This window comes from Archangium violaceum, from assembly GCF_016887565.1.
GTDB lineage: Bacteria > Myxococcota > Myxococcia > Myxococcales > Myxococcaceae > Archangium > Archangium violaceum_B.
In genome coordinates this window covers 2,094,527-2,113,043 of sequence record NZ_CP069396.1, presented here as the reverse complement: position 1 = coordinate 2,113,043, position 18,517 = coordinate 2,094,527, and the positions used below count along the sequence as shown (strand labels likewise).

The window sequence follows — 18,517 nt, the reverse complement described above, 5'->3', positions numbered from 1 at the left end:
CCCCACCGGGCTCGAGAACGGAGAGGCCGGGCAAGAACTGGCGGGCAAGGGATGGCTCGTGGCCGGGAAAGCGGCAAGATGTTGCCGTCCGCGGCGACTCCGCCTCCCGGGGTCCGCGGCTGGTACGGGCGTTGCTGTCCGCAGGGGCTCCCACAAGGAGCCCACGGACATGCCCATCACACTGGATGACATCGAGCAATGGTTGCCTCAGCTACGCACGTCGGCGGGGTTGGATTGGTGCGCCTACGAATGTCTGGCGAACGATCCGACCTACACCAAGCCTGACGCCGAGAAGCAGTTCATCCTCTGGGAGGCCGAGGAGAAGGAGCGCGAGACGTTCGGGGTCCAGATGATCGACGGGTTGAAGGACGACCACCCGTGGCTCTACGCGTTCTTCCTGCCCGAACCCACACAGGAGGGGCACCTGCGCGTGCGCTTCCCCTTCAACTCGGGAGACAGCGAGCTGTTCTCGAGCCTCTCTCCCAACCTCGTGGACAGCACCCGGGTGAATGTCAAACTGGATGCGTTCTGGAAGATGCGCCGCTGGAGCACGGCCTCGCGCAGCTCCCTGGCGCTCGTGCCCAATGGGGACCCCCAGCCACAGCAGGATCCCAAGTGGGAGGACCAGCGCAGTCCCACCGTCAACATCAACCAGGCGTGTGTGAATCAAGACGAGTGGGCCGACCCCGCCCGTGACACCAACCGCTTCTACACCGTCATCGGACCGAACCTCGGCGAGTTCACCAGCGCCGACGGCCATCAGGCGAATGGAGACAACGTCGCGTCGAGGCTCTATTCCATCAAGACGGGCGTGTCCTACGTCGGCAGCAAGTTCGAGGCACCCGCCGGGAAGAACCGGCTCGAGGTCAACAGCGCGCTGGCGATCACCCGCTCCACCATCATCAAGCGGGTGGAGGCACTGCGAAAGCCGGACGAGAACAACTTCGTCGATGACACCTTCCGCACGCAGCTCGAGCTCTTGACGGTCACGGCGCCCATCGCCGATAGCGACGATTACGATGGGTTCCAGGTGAGAGATCTCTCCTGCATGCGCGACGGCGAGGTCTACCTCCCCGGGCTCTGCGTGCCGTACAGCGACAAGGTGTTCTCGCAGAGCGATGACGTCCAGGAGGACTTCGCGTTCTGGTTGACCAACTTCGCCAGGCCCGTCGGAAGGGCCAAGGCGAAGCTGTTCCTCGAGTACGGGCTGATCCACGAGTCGGCCAATGCCCAGAACTTCCTCCTCGTCTTCGACCAGAACAAGCTCACGCGCCTCAAGGCGATCATCCTGCGCGACATCGGGGATACCTACTGGCACAACGGCTACGTCGAGGGGACGCTCGGCAATCAGTACCCGTCCGTCTACCAGGACAACAAAGGGGGCATCCTGGCCGCCGAGAGGAGGAGCCGGCACTACCTCCTGCTGCACGAGAACAGTGGTGGCAGCTACCCGCCCCCGCACCTGGTGCGGATCGCCGCGCACTCGGTCATCACCCACGGCTTCGACGATGCGCTGGTGAAGCTGCGCACCTGGACGGAGCAGCAGGTGCTCCAGCTCGCGCAGGGCCTCCTGGACGGGTACCGGGACTTCTTCTCCACGACGCTCGCGAAGTTCTATCCGCAGGATCCCAACTTCTCCTATGACTCACAGGAGGACATGGACGTCTCCGCTGACCTGGTGGAGGAGATCGGGAAGAAGTTCAGCTACCCGCGTGGGGCCTATACGAAGCAGGAGGCCGAGGCCTTCCAGGAGAAGTACAAAGGCAAGGAGCTGATGCTCGCGGCGTCCATCCGCAAGCAGAGCACGGACCTCCTCGGCGCGGCGGATGACAAGGCGAAGATGATCCAGTGGCTCATCAACGCGGAGGAGATGGCGCTCTGCTCGGCGTTCGAGAGGTACCTCCCGATGCAGCAGAAGCCGATCCTTCCCAAGGTGGTCGGCTGAGCCCGGCAGGATCCTGCCATCCTCCCAGCCGCGAGCAATTCATTGCCAGCCACTCCTTGCTCCGGCTCAAGCGTCAATCGCTCTCCTCCCAGTGAAGACAACCGCGCGGTACCGTGGCACCGCGTTTGCTCAATACCAGAAACAACGAGCCCGACCTCATGGGCTCGCCAACCAGGAGCAACACATGTCGCAGGTCGTCAGCCTCAAGCTCTACAACCAGTCCAATGACAAGAACAACTCGCAGATCGTCATCTTCCAGAAGAACGTGGCGACGGACTTCGACGAGCTGTCCATCGCGTGGCGGGTGATCCAGAACCTCGGGCGCGGCAACTACCACCCGTTCACGTACTCGCTGGCGCTGGACGTGTCCGCCAACGACAGCTGGAACAACTTCACCCCGACCTTCGACGCGTCCCCCGGCGAGCTCTGGGACATGTCGCTCACCTCCTCCGGCAACGAGCTCCAGCTCTCCACCTCGCCGGCCACCAGCCCCGAGGAAGTGCAGGTGCGCAACGCCCTTCCCCAGGGCGCCATCGACGCCAACGTCTTCCGCGACAACCTGCTGCTCGCCACCAAGACCTCCATCGCGCCGGGCCAGAAGGCCGTGTTCAAGTTCAAGCCGACCATCTTCATCGGCGTGGCCTCGCAGATTCAGCAGGGCAAGGTGATGGACTCGGCGATCATCTCCGACATCAACACGGAGATTTCGCTGCTGGGCATCAAGAGCGCGGACATCGTGATGTCGGGCGGTGGCCCCGGCACCAGCTCCACGCCCTTCCACTTCACGCTCCAGAACGTGACGCGGTTGTAGTCCGTCGCCGTGCACCGCCAGGGGGTGAGCGCCCCCGCCGTCCCAGGTGCGCTCGCCCCCTTGGCGCTCCGCCTCCGGGCGCCAGGAGATTCCAGGAGCCACGTATGCGGTCCATCCCACCCAAGCACTTCCACCTCGAGCTGTCCGACCTCGAGAGGCGCCGCTGGCGTCTCGGCTTCATCTTCGAATTCACGTTGGGCCCGGACAGGCAGCTCGCGTCGTGGAAGATGACGCTTCAGCCCTCCTCCCGGGGTCAGCCCGTCCAACCCGCCTACGAGCGGGAGAGTGGGCAGCCACCGGACGTCATCGCCTTCGAGACCACCTTTCCGTGTGGGCTCCGGGTCCTTGGGAAGTTGCGCTGCCAGCACGACGGCCGGGTATGGCTCGTCTGGGCCGAGGATCTCGACTACGGCTTCTCCCATGATGTCCACGAGTACGCAGGCGGGATGGTCGAGTTCACGGCCCCGGCCCCGACGCCGTCGTGGCCCGACCCCCCGCCGCCTCCTCCACCGGGCCCCTCCCCGGCGCCCTCCGAGGAGCCCCCCGCCGTCATCATCACGCCGGTCACGCGCGGCGGAGAGCTCTTCCCCTATGTGTACATGCGCACGTGGCCGGAGCCCTCCTCCTCGGAGCTGGAGCTCCACTTCGTCCGCTACCCCTATCCGCTGGACCAGCCACCCTCCGGCGAGTTCCTCATCCAGCTGTGCGGCATCCGCGACCAGGGCGGCGTGGACGCACGAGAGCGCATGGAGCGGCTCGCCGTCTCGTACATCGAGGGCGGCGTTGGCTCCACCTTCGTGTCGAAACCGTGGGAGCTCGGCGCCCCTTTCGACGTGTACCCGGCGCTCGCCGAGCTGCTCCACGCGGCGCGCGAGCTGCCCCCCGAGGAGACGATCGCCCTCCTCTGGAAGCTGCTGAAGACGACGCCCGAGCAACTGCGCGAGCAGCTCGACTCCGAGGCCTACACCTCGGTCCTGGTCAACCTCTGGCAGAGCTACTTCGCCCTCGTCATCGAGCTCGGCTACCAGCCGCACCTGCGCGACACGCTGGCGAAGTACCTCGTGGTGGACCACCTGCTGCGCTGGCTCCTCGAGCACTCCCAGCCACCCAAGCGGCGGGAGCTGGACTCACTCGCCAACGCCTCGCCCGTCCTGCCCGCCCGGCTCTTTCCCCTCCCGCCCGAGGCCGCCTCCCCCATGGAGAGCCCACCCCGGGAGGGCTCGCGCATCATCGCCTACGCCATCGGGGACCTGCAGATGGTGCGGCAGGAGCTCGTCGGCTACGCGCTGGGCGACCTGGCCTACGTGGAGAGCCTCATGGCCGGCGAGCGGCGCGAGTCGGTGCGCCGCAAGACGAGCCAGGAGACGCAGACCTCCACCCGGCTCCACTCCGACGAGAACGCCAACGGACGCGAGGCGTTGGGCGGGTCGACCTCCCTGACGAGCGAGGTGAAGAGCACCCTCGCGGACATCATCGAGAAGACCTCGTACAACGACTTCAGCACCAACTACGGCCCGCCCACCACCGCCACGCTGAACGGAAGCTGGAGCGTCGAGACCGCCCCGGGCAGTGGGGGTCCGGGGCGCAGCGACCTGCAGCGCTTCGCCAAGAGCGTCCTCGAGAAGGCCAGCGAGCGCATCACCCGCCAGGTGCTGGAGGCCCGGCGCACCAGCACCACCCGCGAGAGCGTGGAGGCCACCACCAGCGTCCTCGACAACACGGGCAATGCGCATGGCCGGCACGGCGTCTACCGCTGGCTCAACGAGGTCCACCGCGCCTGCGTGGTCAACTACGGCAACCGCATGGTGCTGGAGTTCCTCGTCCCCTCGCCCGCCGAGAACTACCTCGCCGAGGAGGATGATCTCCCCGGGAACTCGACGCCTCCCGTGCCCCCCGCGGCGCTCGGCATCGAGTCCTTCGAGGACATCACGCCCCAGGGCTTCCCGATGCTGGCCGCGCGCTACCCGAGCGAGGACCTGCGCATGCCTCCGGACCCGAGGCACGTGGTGACGGGACTCGTCCGGAGCGGACAGGTGCTCGCGCTCTCGCTGCCCAAGGGCTACCAGGCCACCACGGCCCGGGTCGGCTACGTGCTGCCGCCGGGCCAGGAACCCTTCCAGCTCGAGGGGCTCGTCGGGCAGGCCCGGGTCTCCCTCCAGGCCACCGCCACCGACCTGGTGACGGTGAAGATGAACCAGGACGAGGGAACGGTGCAGGTGCTGCTCCTCACCTCCGGGCCGCTGGCCTCGCCGCCCGTGGACCTCGAGCCCGCCCAGCTCACGGTGGAGCTCGAGGCGGCACCGAGCCGCGGGCTGATGGACGAGTGGCGCCTGGAGACGTTCCGCGCCATCCACCAGTCCTACGCCGCGCAGCTCTCCGCCTATGAGGGGCTGCCTCGCGGTGGCATGCCCCCCGAGGAGGCGCCCCACTCGCGCCAGAACTACCGCACCACCGAGCGCAAGGAGCTCAAGCGCAAGTCGTTCGATCTCCTGTTCCAGACCCTCCAGGAGCACGTCGGCGAGCCCGGCGGCTCCCCACCGCCGGGTATCCCGAGCGAGCTGGACATCGCCTATCCCCGCTACCTCCAGTTCTTCGAGCGGGCCTTCGAGTGGGACGAGAGCAGCTACAGCTTCATCATGTCCCCCCGGGGACGAGGGGCACGGCGCACCCGGACCTCGCTCATGTCCGCGGGAGACGAGCGCTTCCTCGACTTCCTCGAGGCCGCCTACGCGCGCCTGCTCATCCCCGTCACACCGCCCGAGGCCCTCTCCGTCCTGTTCTTCCTCGCCTCGGGCATGCTCTGGGAAGGGCGCGCGGACCGGGTGGCGGTGCACGAGTCCGACCTCGCGCTCGCCAACGAGCTCAAGAAGCTCGGCCCGGGCGCGAGCGAGGTGCGCCCCATGAGCGAGCCCTGGGAGTTCACCGTCCCGACCACCATCACCGTCCTCCAGGAGTTCCCCATCGAGGGGCTGCGGAGGCTCGAGCCCACCCACGCACCCAGGCACACTCAGGGCTCCTCGAACAAGGGGCCCTGACATGCGACCTCCCCTCCCGCCGATTCCTCCCATCCCAGGCCCCATGCCCCTGGCGGCCCCGGGCCTGCCGGTGGGGAGCGTGGTGTCCTTCGCCGGAGCCGTCGTGCCCTTCCCCGGCGACACGGGGGGAGACCCCCCGGAGCACGCCACGCTCCTGTGGAGACAGGGCTGGCTGGTCTGCGACGGGCGCGAGCTGAAGGTCTCCGAGTACCCCGAGCTGTTCGCGGCGATCGGCTATCTCTACTCGAAGACCTCCGGGGGAGACACGTTCCAACTCCCCGACCTCCGCGGCTACTTCCTGCGCGGGGTCGACGGGGGCTCCGGGAAGGATCCCGACGCCGGCAAGCGGAAGATGACCAACGGAGACTCCTCCCCCGGCGTCGGCTCCCTCCAGGACTGCGCGCTGCAGCTCCACGAGCACGACTACACCAAGCCCGTGGCCAGTCCCGCCGGGGCGGGCCCCACGGCGGATGCGGCCAGTCTCGTCGAGACCATGACGGCGCCCACGGACAGCGTCGTCCAGGAGCCGGGCTCCCAGCAGCCGCTCTTCACCTCCCCGGCCGAGACGCGCCCCATGAACATCGCCATGTACTTCATCATCCGGTTCACGAACTTCGTCAGGGTGTGAGATGGACGCGCCGCCCTCGTGCCCAGGCCTGGAGGGCGAACCCCCGCTCGTGAGCTGTGTGATGATCACCGCCGGGCGGGCACGCTTCGTCGAGCAGTCCATCCGCTACTTCCTGGCGCAGGACGTCGCGCGCAAGGAGCTCATCATCATCCACGAGGAGGAGGGAGACCTGCCTCCCACCCTCCCGGAGGGAGCGGGCATCCGCGTGGAGCGCGTCCCGCGCGGACTGTCGCTCGGCGCGAAGCGCAATGCCGGCGTGGCCCTGGCGCGGGGCGGCATCGTCGCGCAGTGGGACGATGACGACTGGTACGGCCCCCAGCGCCTGAGTCACCAGCTCGCGCCCCTGCTCGCGGGGACCGCCGACATCACGGCGCTCCAGGGGGCATTGGTCTTCGAGCTCGACTCCTGGAACTTCTGGGCGTGCAGCCCCCGGCTCCACGCGCGCATGTTCTTGAAGGACGTGATTGGCGGCACGCTCGTCTACCGCCGCGACCTGTGGCGCGAGGGCGTGCGCTACCCTCCGGCCAATCTCCGCGAGGACGCGGACTTCCTGGTCGCGGCCATGCAACGAGGGGCCCGCCTCGCCAGGGTTTCCGCGAGGGACCTCTTCCTCTACGTGCGCCACGGGCGCAACACCTGGCGGTTCGCACCCGGTCAGCTCCTGGACCCCCGGGAGTGGTGGAAGGTACTGGAGCCCGCGAGCTTCGGAGCGGACCGGGCGTTCTACCTCGCGCAGCGCAACCGGCCCTCCACCCCGGATGTGGCCGTGAGCCCCCCGGCGCGCCCTCGGGTCTCGTGCATCATGCCGACCTTCGACCGCGAGGAGTTCGTGCCCCGGGCGATCCGGCACTTCCTGCGGCAAAGCCATCCCGACACCGAGCTCATCATCGTGGACGATGGCTCGCGCCCCGTGGAGGAGCTGATTCCGGACGATGCCCGCATCCACTACCTGCGCGAAGGGAGACGGAGCTCCATCGGCCACAAGCGCAACCTGGCCTGCGAGCGCGCGACCGGGGAGCTCCTCCTGCACTGGGATGACGACGACTGGATGGCGTCGGACTGGATCGAGCTGCAGGCCCGCGCCCTCCTCGGCGAGCTCGCGGACGTGTGCGGGCTGAGCAGGCCCCTGTTCTACAACCCGGTGCGCCGGGAGGCCTGGCGCTACGAGTACCCGCGGCACGAGCGCCCCTGGGTCCATGGCGGCACGCTCTGCTACACCCGGTCGCTCTGGCGGCGGAACCCGTTCCCGGATACGAGCCACGGCGAGGACGTGCTCTTCCTCCACGGCCCCGAGCCGAAGAAGATCATCGCCCACTCCCACTGGGACAAGTACGTCGCCTACCTGCACACGAAGAACACGAGCGCCAGGCCGCGCGCGGGTTCGAGATGGCGCCCCATCCCGGCCACCCAGGTGGAGCGGCTGATGATGACCGACGGCCGACCTCACCGCACGGGCTTGCTAAGCCCCAGCACCTTCATCCGGTAGGCCAGCGTCCGCACGGGAATTCCCAGCCGCTTCGCGGCCTCGGTCCGGTTCCAGCCGACGCCTTCCAGCGCCTCGCTCAGCAGCTGCACCTCGTACTGCTGGAGGCGCTCCCGGGCGCCCTCGCCCCTCGCGATGGGCGGCGGGGTCACCGCGGGCGGCAGGCCCATGCCCGGGGAGGGCTCCCGCGGCATCCCCGCCTGGAAGAGCCGGACGCGCTCCGGCAGATCTCCAGGGGAGATCATCGTGCCCCGCGCCATCACGACGGCACGCTCGATGGCGTTCTTGAGCTCGCGCACGTTCCCCGGCCAGGGGTAGGCCCGGAGCAGCGCGAACGCCTCGGGGACGAGCCCCTGGACGCTCCGGCCATTGGCCTTGTTGGCGAGGCCGAGGAAGTGCTGTGCGAAGAGGTCTATCTCATCGAGCCGCTCGCGCAGCGGGGGGATCTCCACCACGATGGTGCTCAGGCGGTAGTAGAGGTCCGCGCGAAAGGTGCCCGCCTCGACCATGGCCTCGAGATGCTTGTGCGTGGCGGCGATGAGCCGCACGTCGACGGCGATCTCCCGGCTCGAACCGACGCGGCAGAAGGTCCCCGTCTCGAGCACGCGCAGCAGCGAGGCCTGGGCCGCCAGGGGAAGCTCCCCCAGCTCGTCGAGGAAGAGCGTCCCGCCATCCGCGTCCTCGAAGACGCCCTTCTGCTGCTGGACGGCTCCGGTGAAGGCCCCCCGTTCGTGGCCGAAGAAGGTGCTCTCGATGAGCTCCTTGGGAATGGCGCCGCAGTTGACCTGCGTCATGCGCTTGTCGCGACGGGGGCTGTGCTGGTGGATGAACCACGCCAGCACCTCCTTGCCCGTGCCGGTTTCTCCATGCAAGACGACAGGGACACGGGCGTCCGCCACACAGCGGGCCGCCTCCAGTGCCTCACGCATCTTCACGCCAGCGACGAGCCCCTGCTCATCGCCCACTTCACGCTGGCTCCCGCTGGGCACGACCTGGCCAGCAGTTCCACTCGAGACAACCTCCGACTCCGCGAGCCCCTCTGAAGGAGAGCCGCTTCTCGCGATGCCGCGCGGAGCCTTGCGGTCGACCTGATGCTGGGAGTCCATGGGAGGGATTTTCAAAGGCGCTCAGTGTCACTCATTCAACAAGGCCCACCGTACCAACCGGGACTGACATGACGGCCCCGGCTCAGGATCAGACGCGTTGACGCTTGCTCCCCCACAAGACACCTGGACACCCGACCAGTTGGATCACACACGGCTCCTCGCCTGCGTGGATCGGTTGGTCCCTCCCACACTCACGCCCTGGAAGATTTCCGTGAAGCCAGAACCTAGCGGGCCGACAGGCGCGCGTGGCGGAGCTGGGTGCGAGCCCGCTCGATGCGCTTGCGCACGTTGACCTGGCTCAGGCCCAGCTGAGCCGCGATGACCGCGTAGGACAGCTCCTCCACGAAGTGGAGCTGCGCCACCTGCCGCAGTCCGGGGGACAGGGCCTCGAGCTGCTCGCGCGTCTCTCCCCACATCTCGCGCCCGAGGAGCACCTGCTCGGGGGTGCGAGTACAGGAGGAGAGGCCCCCCTCCTCGTTCTCCAGCTCCTCCAGCTCGACGAGCCAGTCCCCGGAACGCCTGCCACGCCGCAGGTCGATGCAGACGTTGAGCGCCATCCGCCGCAGCCACCCCTTCGGGTGGATGAGGGCCTCCGGCCAGGGCAGCTTCCGCCACAGCTTCATGGCCAGCTCGCTCATGGCCTCCTCCGCGTCCGAGGCGCTGCCCAGATGCCTGCGACAGAGCCCGTGGAGGTACTCACGGTGTTGTTCCCAGAGCTTCAGGAAGAGGGCCCTCTTCTTTCCTTCGGCCTCCACCAATCCGGCCTGGAGGAGGAACCGGCCCTCCCTCTCCGGGAGCGGCATTGCTTGAACGAGGTTCGATGGCACGAACCACTGTCAAGCAATGGACATGCCCTTCCATGCGGGCAGGGTCCCCGCTCGGGAGAAGACAGACATCGCACCGCGTCGAGACCTTCGCGGGCAGGAATCTACCGGCAAGATCCTGCCGATTGGCGTGTCAGGCCACGAACTCGCGGAGGGAACCAGGGCGCGACGTGTAGCCCAGGGCCTGCTCCACCTGCACCGCCCGGTGTGCGTACGTGTGCTCGGCCAGCACGCGACGGCGCGCCGCGGCACCCAGCTCGCGCACCCCGTCATCCGTGAGACACAGCACCGCCTCGGCGACCTCCAGACCGTCCTGGGCGACGAGACACTCGCGGCCCGGCTCCAGGAAGAGCTCGATGCCCTCCCAGGCGTCGGTGATGAGACAAGCCCCCGCGCTGGCGGCCTCGAAGAGACGCGGGGCCGGCGAGAAACCGAAGCGCGCCATGCCATCGCGGCTCACGTCGAGCACCGTGCGCGCCGTGCTGCGCACCACGTTGCGCTCCCCCGGGGCGAGGTGGCCCACGTACCGGATGTTGGAGGGCCGCTGTCGCCCGCTCCACCCGTCACCTCCGAGCAGGAATTGCTTGTCGGGCAGCAGATCCGCCGCGCGCAGGAAGAAGGATTCCACGCGCCGCTCGAGGTCCGGCAGCCGCTCGTCGAGGAAGGCCATGTCACAGTCGAAGCGCACGTCCGGGAGCACCGGGTGGTGCACGTCCGGATCCACCGCGCTGTACACGGGAATGCAGTCGCGAGCCCCGAGGTCGCGGTAGGCCAGCACCACCGGATCCCCACCGCCCTGGGTGAGGATGCGGTCGTAGCGCGGGATGAGGGCCCGGAAGGGATCTTCCGGATTCCTCGTCACCCGCTCCAGCGTCACCGGGGCGTCCAGGTCCCAGAAGACGACCTGGGTGTGGCCGGACTGGAGCTCCAGCACGCGCGCCTCCAGCAGCTCGTCGAAGACGCCCACACCGCTGGCCTTCACCACCACGTCGGCGCTCCGGGCCTCCTCCAGACACCGCTCCAGCCCGTCCGTGCCCTCGACGGAGTACACCACCACGCGCGCCCAGTCCGGAGCCACCGGCAGGTCGCGGTGGCCCTGGGAGCCGGGCAGGTCCGGCTCATAGAAGGTGACGCGGTGGCCCCGCGCGTGGAGGGCGCGGAGGATGCCCCGGTAGTACATGGCCGCCCCGTTCCACCAGGCCGAGACGAGGCTCGAGCCGAAGAAGGCGATCCGAAGTCCGTGGCTGCTCATGTGTCACCCTTTCCTTGACCGGCCCCAGCCATCCGGTCCCGACGCCCAGTTCCCTCGAGGATGCGCATCGTTCAGAAGTCCCGGTCACGTCGCCCGCGCCAGCTGGGGATGGGCGGGAGGCGCCAACGAGGACGCACGGTCCAGGTCGGCATAGACCGCAAGGTAGGCATCCACCATGCGCTCTGGGGAGAACTCCAATGCACGCGTCCGTGCAAGGGTTGACATCCGGTTGCGAAGCACGGGCTCGGAAACGAGTCTGCTCAACGCTCGCGCGAGCATGTCGGTGTCATCTGGTGGAACGAAGACGGCCGCGCCCTCCCACACCTCACGCAAGGAGGGGATGTCTCCCAACACCAGCGCACACCCGGCGAGCGCGGCCTCCAGCACGGGCAGGCCGAAGGGCGAGTAGCGCGCGGGCAGCGCGAAGATGGAGGCGCGGCCCATGTACCGGGCGAGCTCCTTCGAAGGCAGCCGTCCCAACGCGCGCACGTAGCGCGCGCGCACCTCGCCCCCGTCGGGATGTCGACAGTCACCGGCGACGAACACCGGCCAGTCCAGCCTCGGAGCCACCGTCTCCAGCACCTCCAGGTTCCTCGCCGAGTCCCACAGCCGGCCCGTGGAGAGGATGAAGGGCTCGCGTACGGAGGCGGGGAGGAAGTCCTCGCACCGGCGCGCATGGGGGATGACGGTGGCCCGGGGCAGCGGTCCGTAGTGGCGCTCGAGGCCCTCCAGCATGCTGGCGGTGGGGGTGACGACGTGACCGGCGGCGCGCAGGCCGCGCGTCACCTCCCAGCGCTGGCGCACGTCCCGCTCCAGGGCGGGCTCCCCCGTCACCGCCTCCCACCACGCGAGGGGGCATGTATGGCCCACCACCAGCGGCCTGCGCCGCCACGGCAACGCGCCATGGCAATAACCATTGAGGTGCACCGCGTCCGGCCGGAGGCGCGACTCCAGCTCCAGCAGCCACCGCCCCGCGGCCGCCACGTCCTCCCAGCAGTCCTGTGTCCCCTCCACCTTCCAGGTGCTCTGCTCGACGGTGAGGCCCGGCACGGCGTGGACCTCGGCCCACTGGGCCGCGGTGAGGGGCTCGCCCTGGGTGGCCAGCGTCACCGCCACACCCCGGCGGCCCAGTGCCCGGCTCAATTCCAGTGCGTACGTCCATACACCGCCAGCGCTGGCGGTGCTCGCGGTCATCAACACGCGACGCACCTTCCCGGGCGCGCTCAGGCGCGCGGGCACGGAGGGAGGGAGTGAGGTGAGATCGCGCATGGACAGGCGGTAACACACGCCCCTGTCTCCGCGACAGATCCGCCCACCCCGCGGGCAGTGATTGGTGAACGGAGCACCGCCTCCAGTATGGGTTTGTGAACTCCACCAACACCCAGAACCAGACATCGGACAGAGGGCCCTGAAAACGAACTTGTCAGTCCTCGTCACGTCTCGGGGGAGACGCGGGCGGAGAATTCGAATCACACCGTCCCGCCGTACGCCCCCCGAGACGCCCGAAAAAAATCCGCCTTTGAATCCAAGGTGCCGGGCTCGGGAGTCCTGACGTCAACAGAACCAACGGAAGGAATCCCTTCATGAAGGTCCCTTTGCTCACGGCGTGCCTGCTGACCACCCTCCTTGGAGGAGTTGCCACCTCCGTGCTCGCGTGTGGCGCGACGGCAGGCAACGCCTTCGTCGCCGCTCGAGCATCGAAGCCGCGGACAGACGACATCGGGCTCGATTGGTCAGGCATGGACAGGAGCGTGGCTCCAGGCGACGACTTCTACGCTCATGCCAACGGCGGCTGGCTGAGGGACACGCCGCTCCCAGTGAATCGCGCCTCCTACGGCATGCACCATGTGCTCCAGGAGCTGTCGACCGAGCGTACCCGCCTGATCATCGAGGATGCCGCGAAGCTTCGAGGGTCCAAGCTGGGCGACTTCTACGCGAGCTTCATGGACGAAACCACACTCCAGGCGAAAGGCCTCGCGCCGGTCGAGCCGTGGATGAGGGCGATCTCGGGCGCCACCACCCGCGAGGAGCTCGCGGTCGAGATGGCGAAGCTCGTGCGCCATGACATCGGCGGCCTCTTCGTACCCAACGTCGGACAGGACGACAAGGAGCCTGATGCCTATATCGCGAGCCTGCGCCAGTCGGGACTGGGGCTGCCAGACCGCGATCTGTACCTCATGGACGACGCGCGGCTCGCGTCGATCCGGACCGCCTATCAAGCCTATCTGGCGAAGATGCTGACACTCGCGGGGGAGCGTGATGCGGACGCCCGCGCGGTGGCCGTGTTCGCGTTCGAGAAAGCACTCGCGGAGGCTCACTGGACGCGCGCGGACACGCGCGACGCGGAGAAGACCTACAACAAATGGTCGCTTGCCGATTTCGAGGAGAAGGCGCCAGGCTTCCCATGGCGCGACTATTTCACCGCGCTGGAGATCCAGCACCAGCCAGCCTACATCGCGATGCAGCCGAGCGCCTTCATCGGCGAGGCGCGGGTCTACGCCAGCACGCCGCTGCCCGTGCTCAAGGATTATCTGACGCTCAGGATGCTGAGCAGCTACGCGCGTTATCTCTCCAAGCCCTTCGAGGAGGCGCGCTTCGCCTTCTACGGCACGGCACTCGCCGGAACGCCCGAACAGCAGCCTCGCGCCAGGCGCGCCGTGATGCTCGTCGGCAACTGCATGGGCGACGCCGTGGGCAGGGAATACGTCGCGCGCTACTTCCCACCGCGAGCCAGGGCCGAGGTCGAGACGATGGTCCAGAACGTGATCGCCGCGATGGGTGACCGGTTGGAGCGGCTCGACTGGATGGCGCCGGAGACGAAATCGAAGGCGCGCGCCAAACTCGCCCATGTCCGGGTGAAGATCGGGTATCCGAACACCTGGCGTGATTACACCGCGCTCGAGATCAAACCAGACGACTTGGTCGGCAACGTGGCGCGCGCCAACGCCTTCGAATACCAGCGAATCATCGGCCGCCTCGGCCGGCCGGTCGATCGCGACGAGTGGCTGTCACCGGTAACGGCGGCGAACGCCTTCGCCAACATGACCGCGAACGAGCTGATCCTTCCCGCCGCCATCCTGCAGCCGCCCTTTTTCGACCCGAACGCCGATCCGGCCGTCAATTACGGCGGCATTGGCACCACGATTGGCCATGAGCTCAGTCACCTGTTCGACGACCAGGGTCGCAAGTTCGACGCTTCGGGTCGGCTCACCGACTGGTGGACGCCACAGGACGCCAAGCGATTCACCGCGCTCACCGACAAGCTGGTCGCACAATATGACGCCTATGAACCAATCCCCGGACAGCGGATCCAGGGCGCGCTGACGCTGGGCGAGAACATCGCCGATCTGGCCGGGCTCGCGGTGGCGTATGATGCCTATCATCGAGCGCTCCGGGACGAGCCCGCCCCGGAGCTCGATGACACCACCGGCGACCAGCGCTTCTTCCTGGGCTATGCCCAGGGCTGGCGAATCAAGTATCGCGAGCCCGCGCTCCGGTCGCAGCTTCTCTCGGATGCGCACGCTCCGGGGCGCGAGCGAGTATGGACCGTCCGCAACCTCGATGCCTGGTATGCCGCGTACAAGGTAGAGCCGGATCAGAAGCTCTATCTTGCACCCGATGCCCGCGTCCGCATCTGGTAGGTTGGAAGATCGCCGAGGCAGCTTCTTGACGAGGTGGAGATGGCGGCAGAGAAGCTGTCCATGCGGGAACCGCGAGAGGTGGTCCACACCCAGGACTGGCACAGGGCGGCACGCGACGGTTCCCGAAGGCGGACGGGACGCGGCGTCCGGGGGGGAATGGCCACCCTGGGGATGGGGTGGACGATGCGCGCCGGGGCCTTGCTGAGAAACCGGGCGGCGCTACTGCTGGGGAGCGTCCTGCTCACCACGGGTTGCGTCACACCGGTACCACGACCCGGCGGGAGCAGTTCCCCGGGCCCGCGCGCCCTGTCCACGTTGCGAGAGACGGCGACGGGTACGCCCCTTCTCCAGACACCCGCCTCCATCTCCTTCATGGAAGCAGGCGCGCAGGAGCGGCCGCACCGCCAACGGAGCGCCCGCGGACCAGGCTCGGACCTTGCCAGGATGGGCTCGGACGAAGCGGCCCCGCGCGAGGTGGCCAGTGGGGAGGCCGCCCCCCAGGCCCCTCCCACCTGCGGAGGCCAGGCCGTGCCCCGGGGCTGGCCTGACTTCTCCTCTGGAAAGGAGGCGCTCCTCGCCCCCTTCCTTTCGTGCACCTCGCCCGCCGAATTCGTCGCCTTGCAGCAGCGCGTGGACATGCCCCGGTTGGTGGAGTCCTTGGATGACTGGCGTGCGGTACGGCTGGGCGCCCTGGGGCCCGTGCGCGAGGACGCCGCCCACCTCCTCCAGCGCAAGCGCGCTGCCTTCCTTCTCACCGCCACCGAGCGCTACGGCCTCTTCCACGCCGAGGTGTTCGCTCTCTTCGTGCTGCACTCGGCCTACGACGGCGAAGTGGACGAGATGTTGCAGCTGCTGGCACGGGACAAGCAGCTGGGACAAACGCTGGCCCTCATGCCAGCCGTGCACGAGGAGTTGGAGGCGCGAGGTCTCTCTCTCTCGAACTACCCGGACCGGGCCGAGCGGGCCGCTGACGTACGGCGAGGCCTGGGCCGCGCCGCCAGGGACGCTCTCTCCACCAGCCTGGGCAGCGACGGCTCCCGGTACACGGAGTTGTCCGCGCGGCGGGCGCAGTTGCCGCCACCGTACCAGCAAGCGCTACACGAGGTGGAGCGGGCGCTGGCGCTGCGGCACTTCTCCGCGGGCAGCGTGGCGGTAGGCACCTTCGACGCGATGACGTTTGGCGTGCCGCTGGGCTTCTACTACCTGGCGGCCGGCACGGGCCATGGGGCGTACTCGCTCTCTCAGGGCCAGTACGAGCAGGCCACGCGCGAGCTGGCGCCCGCGGCACTCATGGTGGCCCTGTGCGCGGGCGGCAGGGGCAGTCGATACCTCTCCGAGGCCCGTGGAGCCCCGGACACCCCGACGGGAGCCGCGCGGGTGCGCCAAGGGCTGGAGCTGCGCCTGAAGGAGTTGACGACAACGGCGGGGCGTCTCCGAGAGCAGCTGGGAGGTGAGGGCATTCAGGAGTTGGCCCGCTACCTCCGAGCCGACCCAGAAGCAGCCCTCCTCGTCATTGAAGGAGGAGAGGCCGGCGCGGCGGCCCTCTACGAGGCCCGAGGCAACGTGCCGAAGGCGCAGGCCTGGTTGTCTCAGGCGAAGTCCGATCGTTCCAGTTCCACCCAGACGAGGAGCAGGGTCGGAAAGAGTCCGGAAGGCGTGACCCTCCTCGCGGACGAAGCGACGGGCCTCCCCCGGGAGGTGCTGGACACCAAGCTGCTGGAGGTGGAACTCGACGTCCTGGGCCCGCGCCTATCTAGAGACGTCGCAGTGCTGGAGAAGCAACTGGCGGCGCTGGAGAAGACTCCGCCTGCCGGAGCCACGGACCACCCGCTCTGGAGCGATTACCTCGAATACGGCAGGCAGCGCGTCGCGGAGCTCGAACGGGGCACGAAGGTAAAGCACGGGAGGACGATCGAGCCGCCCCTCAAATGGGAGGATTACCAGAAGATGCGCAGGCTGGTGACCCGTGGACTGGCCTTCGAACGCAACATGGCGAAGCTGCTGCGCGAAGATGCGGCCCTCCCCCGGGCGCAGCGACGCTACCTTCAGGCCTTCAACGAGCCCCGTGTCGAAACGTACGTGGGAGTACGAAAACCCAGGAGCGGTCTGCGCTACGCGGACGTGCTCGTCATCGAGCAGAAGCCACTCCCCGGACAACCTTCTCGCGTGGAGACGTTCAGCTTCAAGAGCCGAGACTTCTCGGGGCTGGGGGCGGACACCCTGATAGCGCGAATGATTGCCGATGCGAGCCAGGCCCTCGAGTTCTACGGCGAGGCACTGAATATCCGCCGCCCTGGCCTCGAGCGTCACGCGCAGGTCCAGAGAGTCAGCCTCATCTATGAAGGCGGCAAGCTCAAACCCAAGGATCCAAGACTGCAGCAGGCAGCCGTGGACCGAGCCAGGGCAATGACCCCGGGAGTGGAGGTGCTCTTCCAATGAAGGTGCTTGAGTTCGCCGACCTGGAGGAAGAGGACTGCCTCCTGCTCACTTTCAAAGGTGCTTACGACCCACAGGCTGAACGGGAGAGAGAACTGGCGCCCTTCCTCCAAGCGCTCGAGGAGTACGCGGGCGAGTGGATGCCGGACGTCGTCAGTGGCAAGCGGAAACGGAAATACTCCCGCGATGCCCTCTTGAAGGCCCTGGAGGAGCGGGGCAGCGACCGCTACACCCACAGCGGGTTTCATCGCACGAAGTGGCCCGCCTTGGACATGTCGCTCGGTCTCTGGCTCCCACCTGTTCCTCCCGAGCTGGACATCTTCATGCGCGTAAAGCCGCTATCCTTCTTCGCGGAGACTGAGCACTGCCGCCGGTTCGTGGACATGGTACGTGTCTGGGCCTCACGCTATCCGGTCTCCTACGCGGCGGCCCACAGTCTGGCTGACGATCAGTTGTCTGGGGCTCCCGACTTTGGCCGCGACGAGGAGACTCGACGCAGAGACGGATTCGACAAAATCTACGAGGTGTGCTGGCTCAACGTCTTCGGCCCGAAGCTGGTGGAGACCGTCGGCCGCGAGCGCATGTTGTCCACACCGGCCCATCAGGTCGAGGCGCTCCCCAACGGCTCCATCCTCCTGGTGACATGGCCCATCGCCGCGGACTTCGCCAGTGACGAGGCGCGCCAGGCCCAGGCCCGTGCCCACGTCCACCTCCGCCCGGACCTGGACTTCGACACCGTGCTGCGCACCCTGCGCGAGCGCAGTGCCACGCTCGCCCCCGTGGAGCCCCACTTCCACCCCGACGTGGCCCCGCTCCTCTCGCGCGTGGTGGACAGCGTCGCCATTCACGAGCGCCAGCGGAAGATCGCCGAATTCAACGACTGGAAACCACCCGAGCCCGAGGAGTGGCGCCCCGCCAACTCCGCCCTGCCTTCCGACGTGCAGGACCCGGAGCGCGCTCTCGAGCATTACAGCCTTCTCGCCAAGCATCTGGTGGCGCTGATGCACTCGAAGGTGCCCTCCGTCTTCGAGGCGACCCCCGAGTCACTCACGGATGTCGACTACCAGTTCTGGCACGAGGACTTCCCGAGAGTCTTCGAGCGGCACGAGATCGACGCGCATGCGGTGCCCGCCATCGGCGCGTACCTGGGCCAGGTGCTGGTGCGAAACCTGGGCGGCCAGTGGATACCGCGCCAGAAGCTCGAGGAGACACAGGTGCTCGTGGGCACTCGCGTCTGGTTTCCCTTCGTCCGGGCCTGGCACTACATGCGCTCGTGCCAATCACTGCTGGACTCCTCTCTCACCCAGCTCTACCGCGTGGCAGAACGGCACCAGGGCTGGCCGTGATAGACTCCGC

12 protein-coding genes are annotated in these 18,517 nt (G+C 67.9%); 8 read left to right on the top strand and 4 right to left on the bottom strand.

Annotated elements, in window-relative coordinates:
- The first annotated feature begins 169 nt into the window (after window positions 1–169).
- The 5 genes from JRI60_RS08900 (at window position 170) to JRI60_RS08880 (ending at window position 7,905) form a co-directional block, all read left to right on the top strand.
- A complete protein-coding gene (locus tag JRI60_RS08900; RefSeq protein WP_204225416.1) occupies window positions 170–1,945 on the top strand; it encodes a hypothetical protein in 1,776 nt (591 codons plus the stop codon).
- Between the two features lie 184 nt (window positions 1,946–2,129).
- Window positions 2,130–2,756: a hypothetical protein gene (locus JRI60_RS08895; protein ID WP_204225415.1), complete on the top strand. Its 627-nt coding sequence runs from the start codon at window positions 2,130–2,132 to the stop codon at window positions 2,754–2,756.
- Between the two features lie 104 nt (window positions 2,757–2,860).
- Entirely contained in the window at window positions 2,861–5,791 is a 2,931-nt protein-coding gene (locus JRI60_RS08890; RefSeq protein ID WP_204225414.1) for a hypothetical protein, read from the top strand.
- Window position 5,792: 1 nt separating this feature from the next.
- Complete coding sequence (locus tag JRI60_RS08885) at window positions 5,793–6,419, top strand: phage tail protein (protein ID WP_204225413.1); 627 nt, start codon at window positions 5,793–5,795, stop codon at window positions 6,417–6,419.
- 49 nt (window positions 6,420–6,468) lie between these two features.
- Window positions 6,469–7,905 (top strand): glycosyltransferase family 2 protein, encoded by a 1,437-nt coding sequence (locus tag JRI60_RS08880; protein WP_204225412.1) that lies wholly within the window; start codon window positions 6,469–6,471, stop codon window positions 7,903–7,905.
- Here JRI60_RS08880 and JRI60_RS08875 read toward each other — a convergent pair.
- The 4 genes from JRI60_RS08875 to JRI60_RS08860 form a co-directional block, all read right to left on the bottom strand.
- Window positions 7,863–9,008 carry a sigma-54 interaction domain-containing protein gene (locus JRI60_RS08875; RefSeq protein WP_204225411.1) on the bottom strand — a complete coding sequence of 382 codons (1,146 nt, stop codon included), beginning with the start codon at window positions 9,006–9,008 and terminating at the stop codon, window positions 7,863–7,865. The genes JRI60_RS08880 and JRI60_RS08875 overlap by 43 nt on opposite strands.
- Before the next feature lie 224 nt (window positions 9,009–9,232).
- On the bottom strand, window positions 9,233–9,811 hold the full coding sequence (locus JRI60_RS08870) for an RNA polymerase sigma factor (protein WP_204225410.1): 579 nt from the start codon (window positions 9,809–9,811) through the stop codon (window positions 9,233–9,235).
- A 154-nt stretch (window positions 9,812–9,965) separates the two neighbouring features.
- On the bottom strand, window positions 9,966–11,084 hold the full coding sequence (locus JRI60_RS08865; RefSeq protein ID WP_204225409.1) for a CgeB family protein: 1,119 nt from the start codon (window positions 11,082–11,084) through the stop codon (window positions 9,966–9,968).
- 84 nt (window positions 11,085–11,168) lie between these two features.
- Complete coding sequence (locus tag JRI60_RS08860; protein ID WP_239470426.1) at window positions 11,169–12,353, bottom strand: glycosyltransferase family 4 protein; 1,185 nt, start codon at window positions 12,351–12,353, stop codon at window positions 11,169–11,171.
- 314 nt (window positions 12,354–12,667) lie between these two features.
- On the opposite strand from JRI60_RS08860, the gene JRI60_RS08855 reads away from it, so the two are divergent.
- The 3 genes from JRI60_RS08855 (at window position 12,668) to JRI60_RS08845 (ending at window position 18,507) form a co-directional block, all read left to right on the top strand.
- Window positions 12,668–14,725, top strand: coding sequence for a M13 family metallopeptidase (locus JRI60_RS08855; protein ID WP_204225408.1), 2,058 nt, complete (start codon window positions 12,668–12,670; stop codon window positions 14,723–14,725).
- Between the two features lie 528 nt (window positions 14,726–15,253).
- Complete coding sequence (locus tag JRI60_RS08850) at window positions 15,254–17,164, top strand: hypothetical protein (RefSeq protein WP_239470425.1); 1,911 nt, start codon at window positions 15,254–15,256, stop codon at window positions 17,162–17,164.
- The gene (locus JRI60_RS08845; RefSeq protein WP_204225407.1) at window positions 17,161–18,507 is read left to right on the top strand and encodes a hypothetical protein; all 1,347 of its coding nucleotides are present in this window, start codon (window positions 17,161–17,163) and stop codon (window positions 18,505–18,507) included. Before JRI60_RS08850 ends, JRI60_RS08845 begins: the two co-directional genes overlap by 4 nt.
- Window positions 18,508–18,517 lie beyond the last annotated feature (10 nt).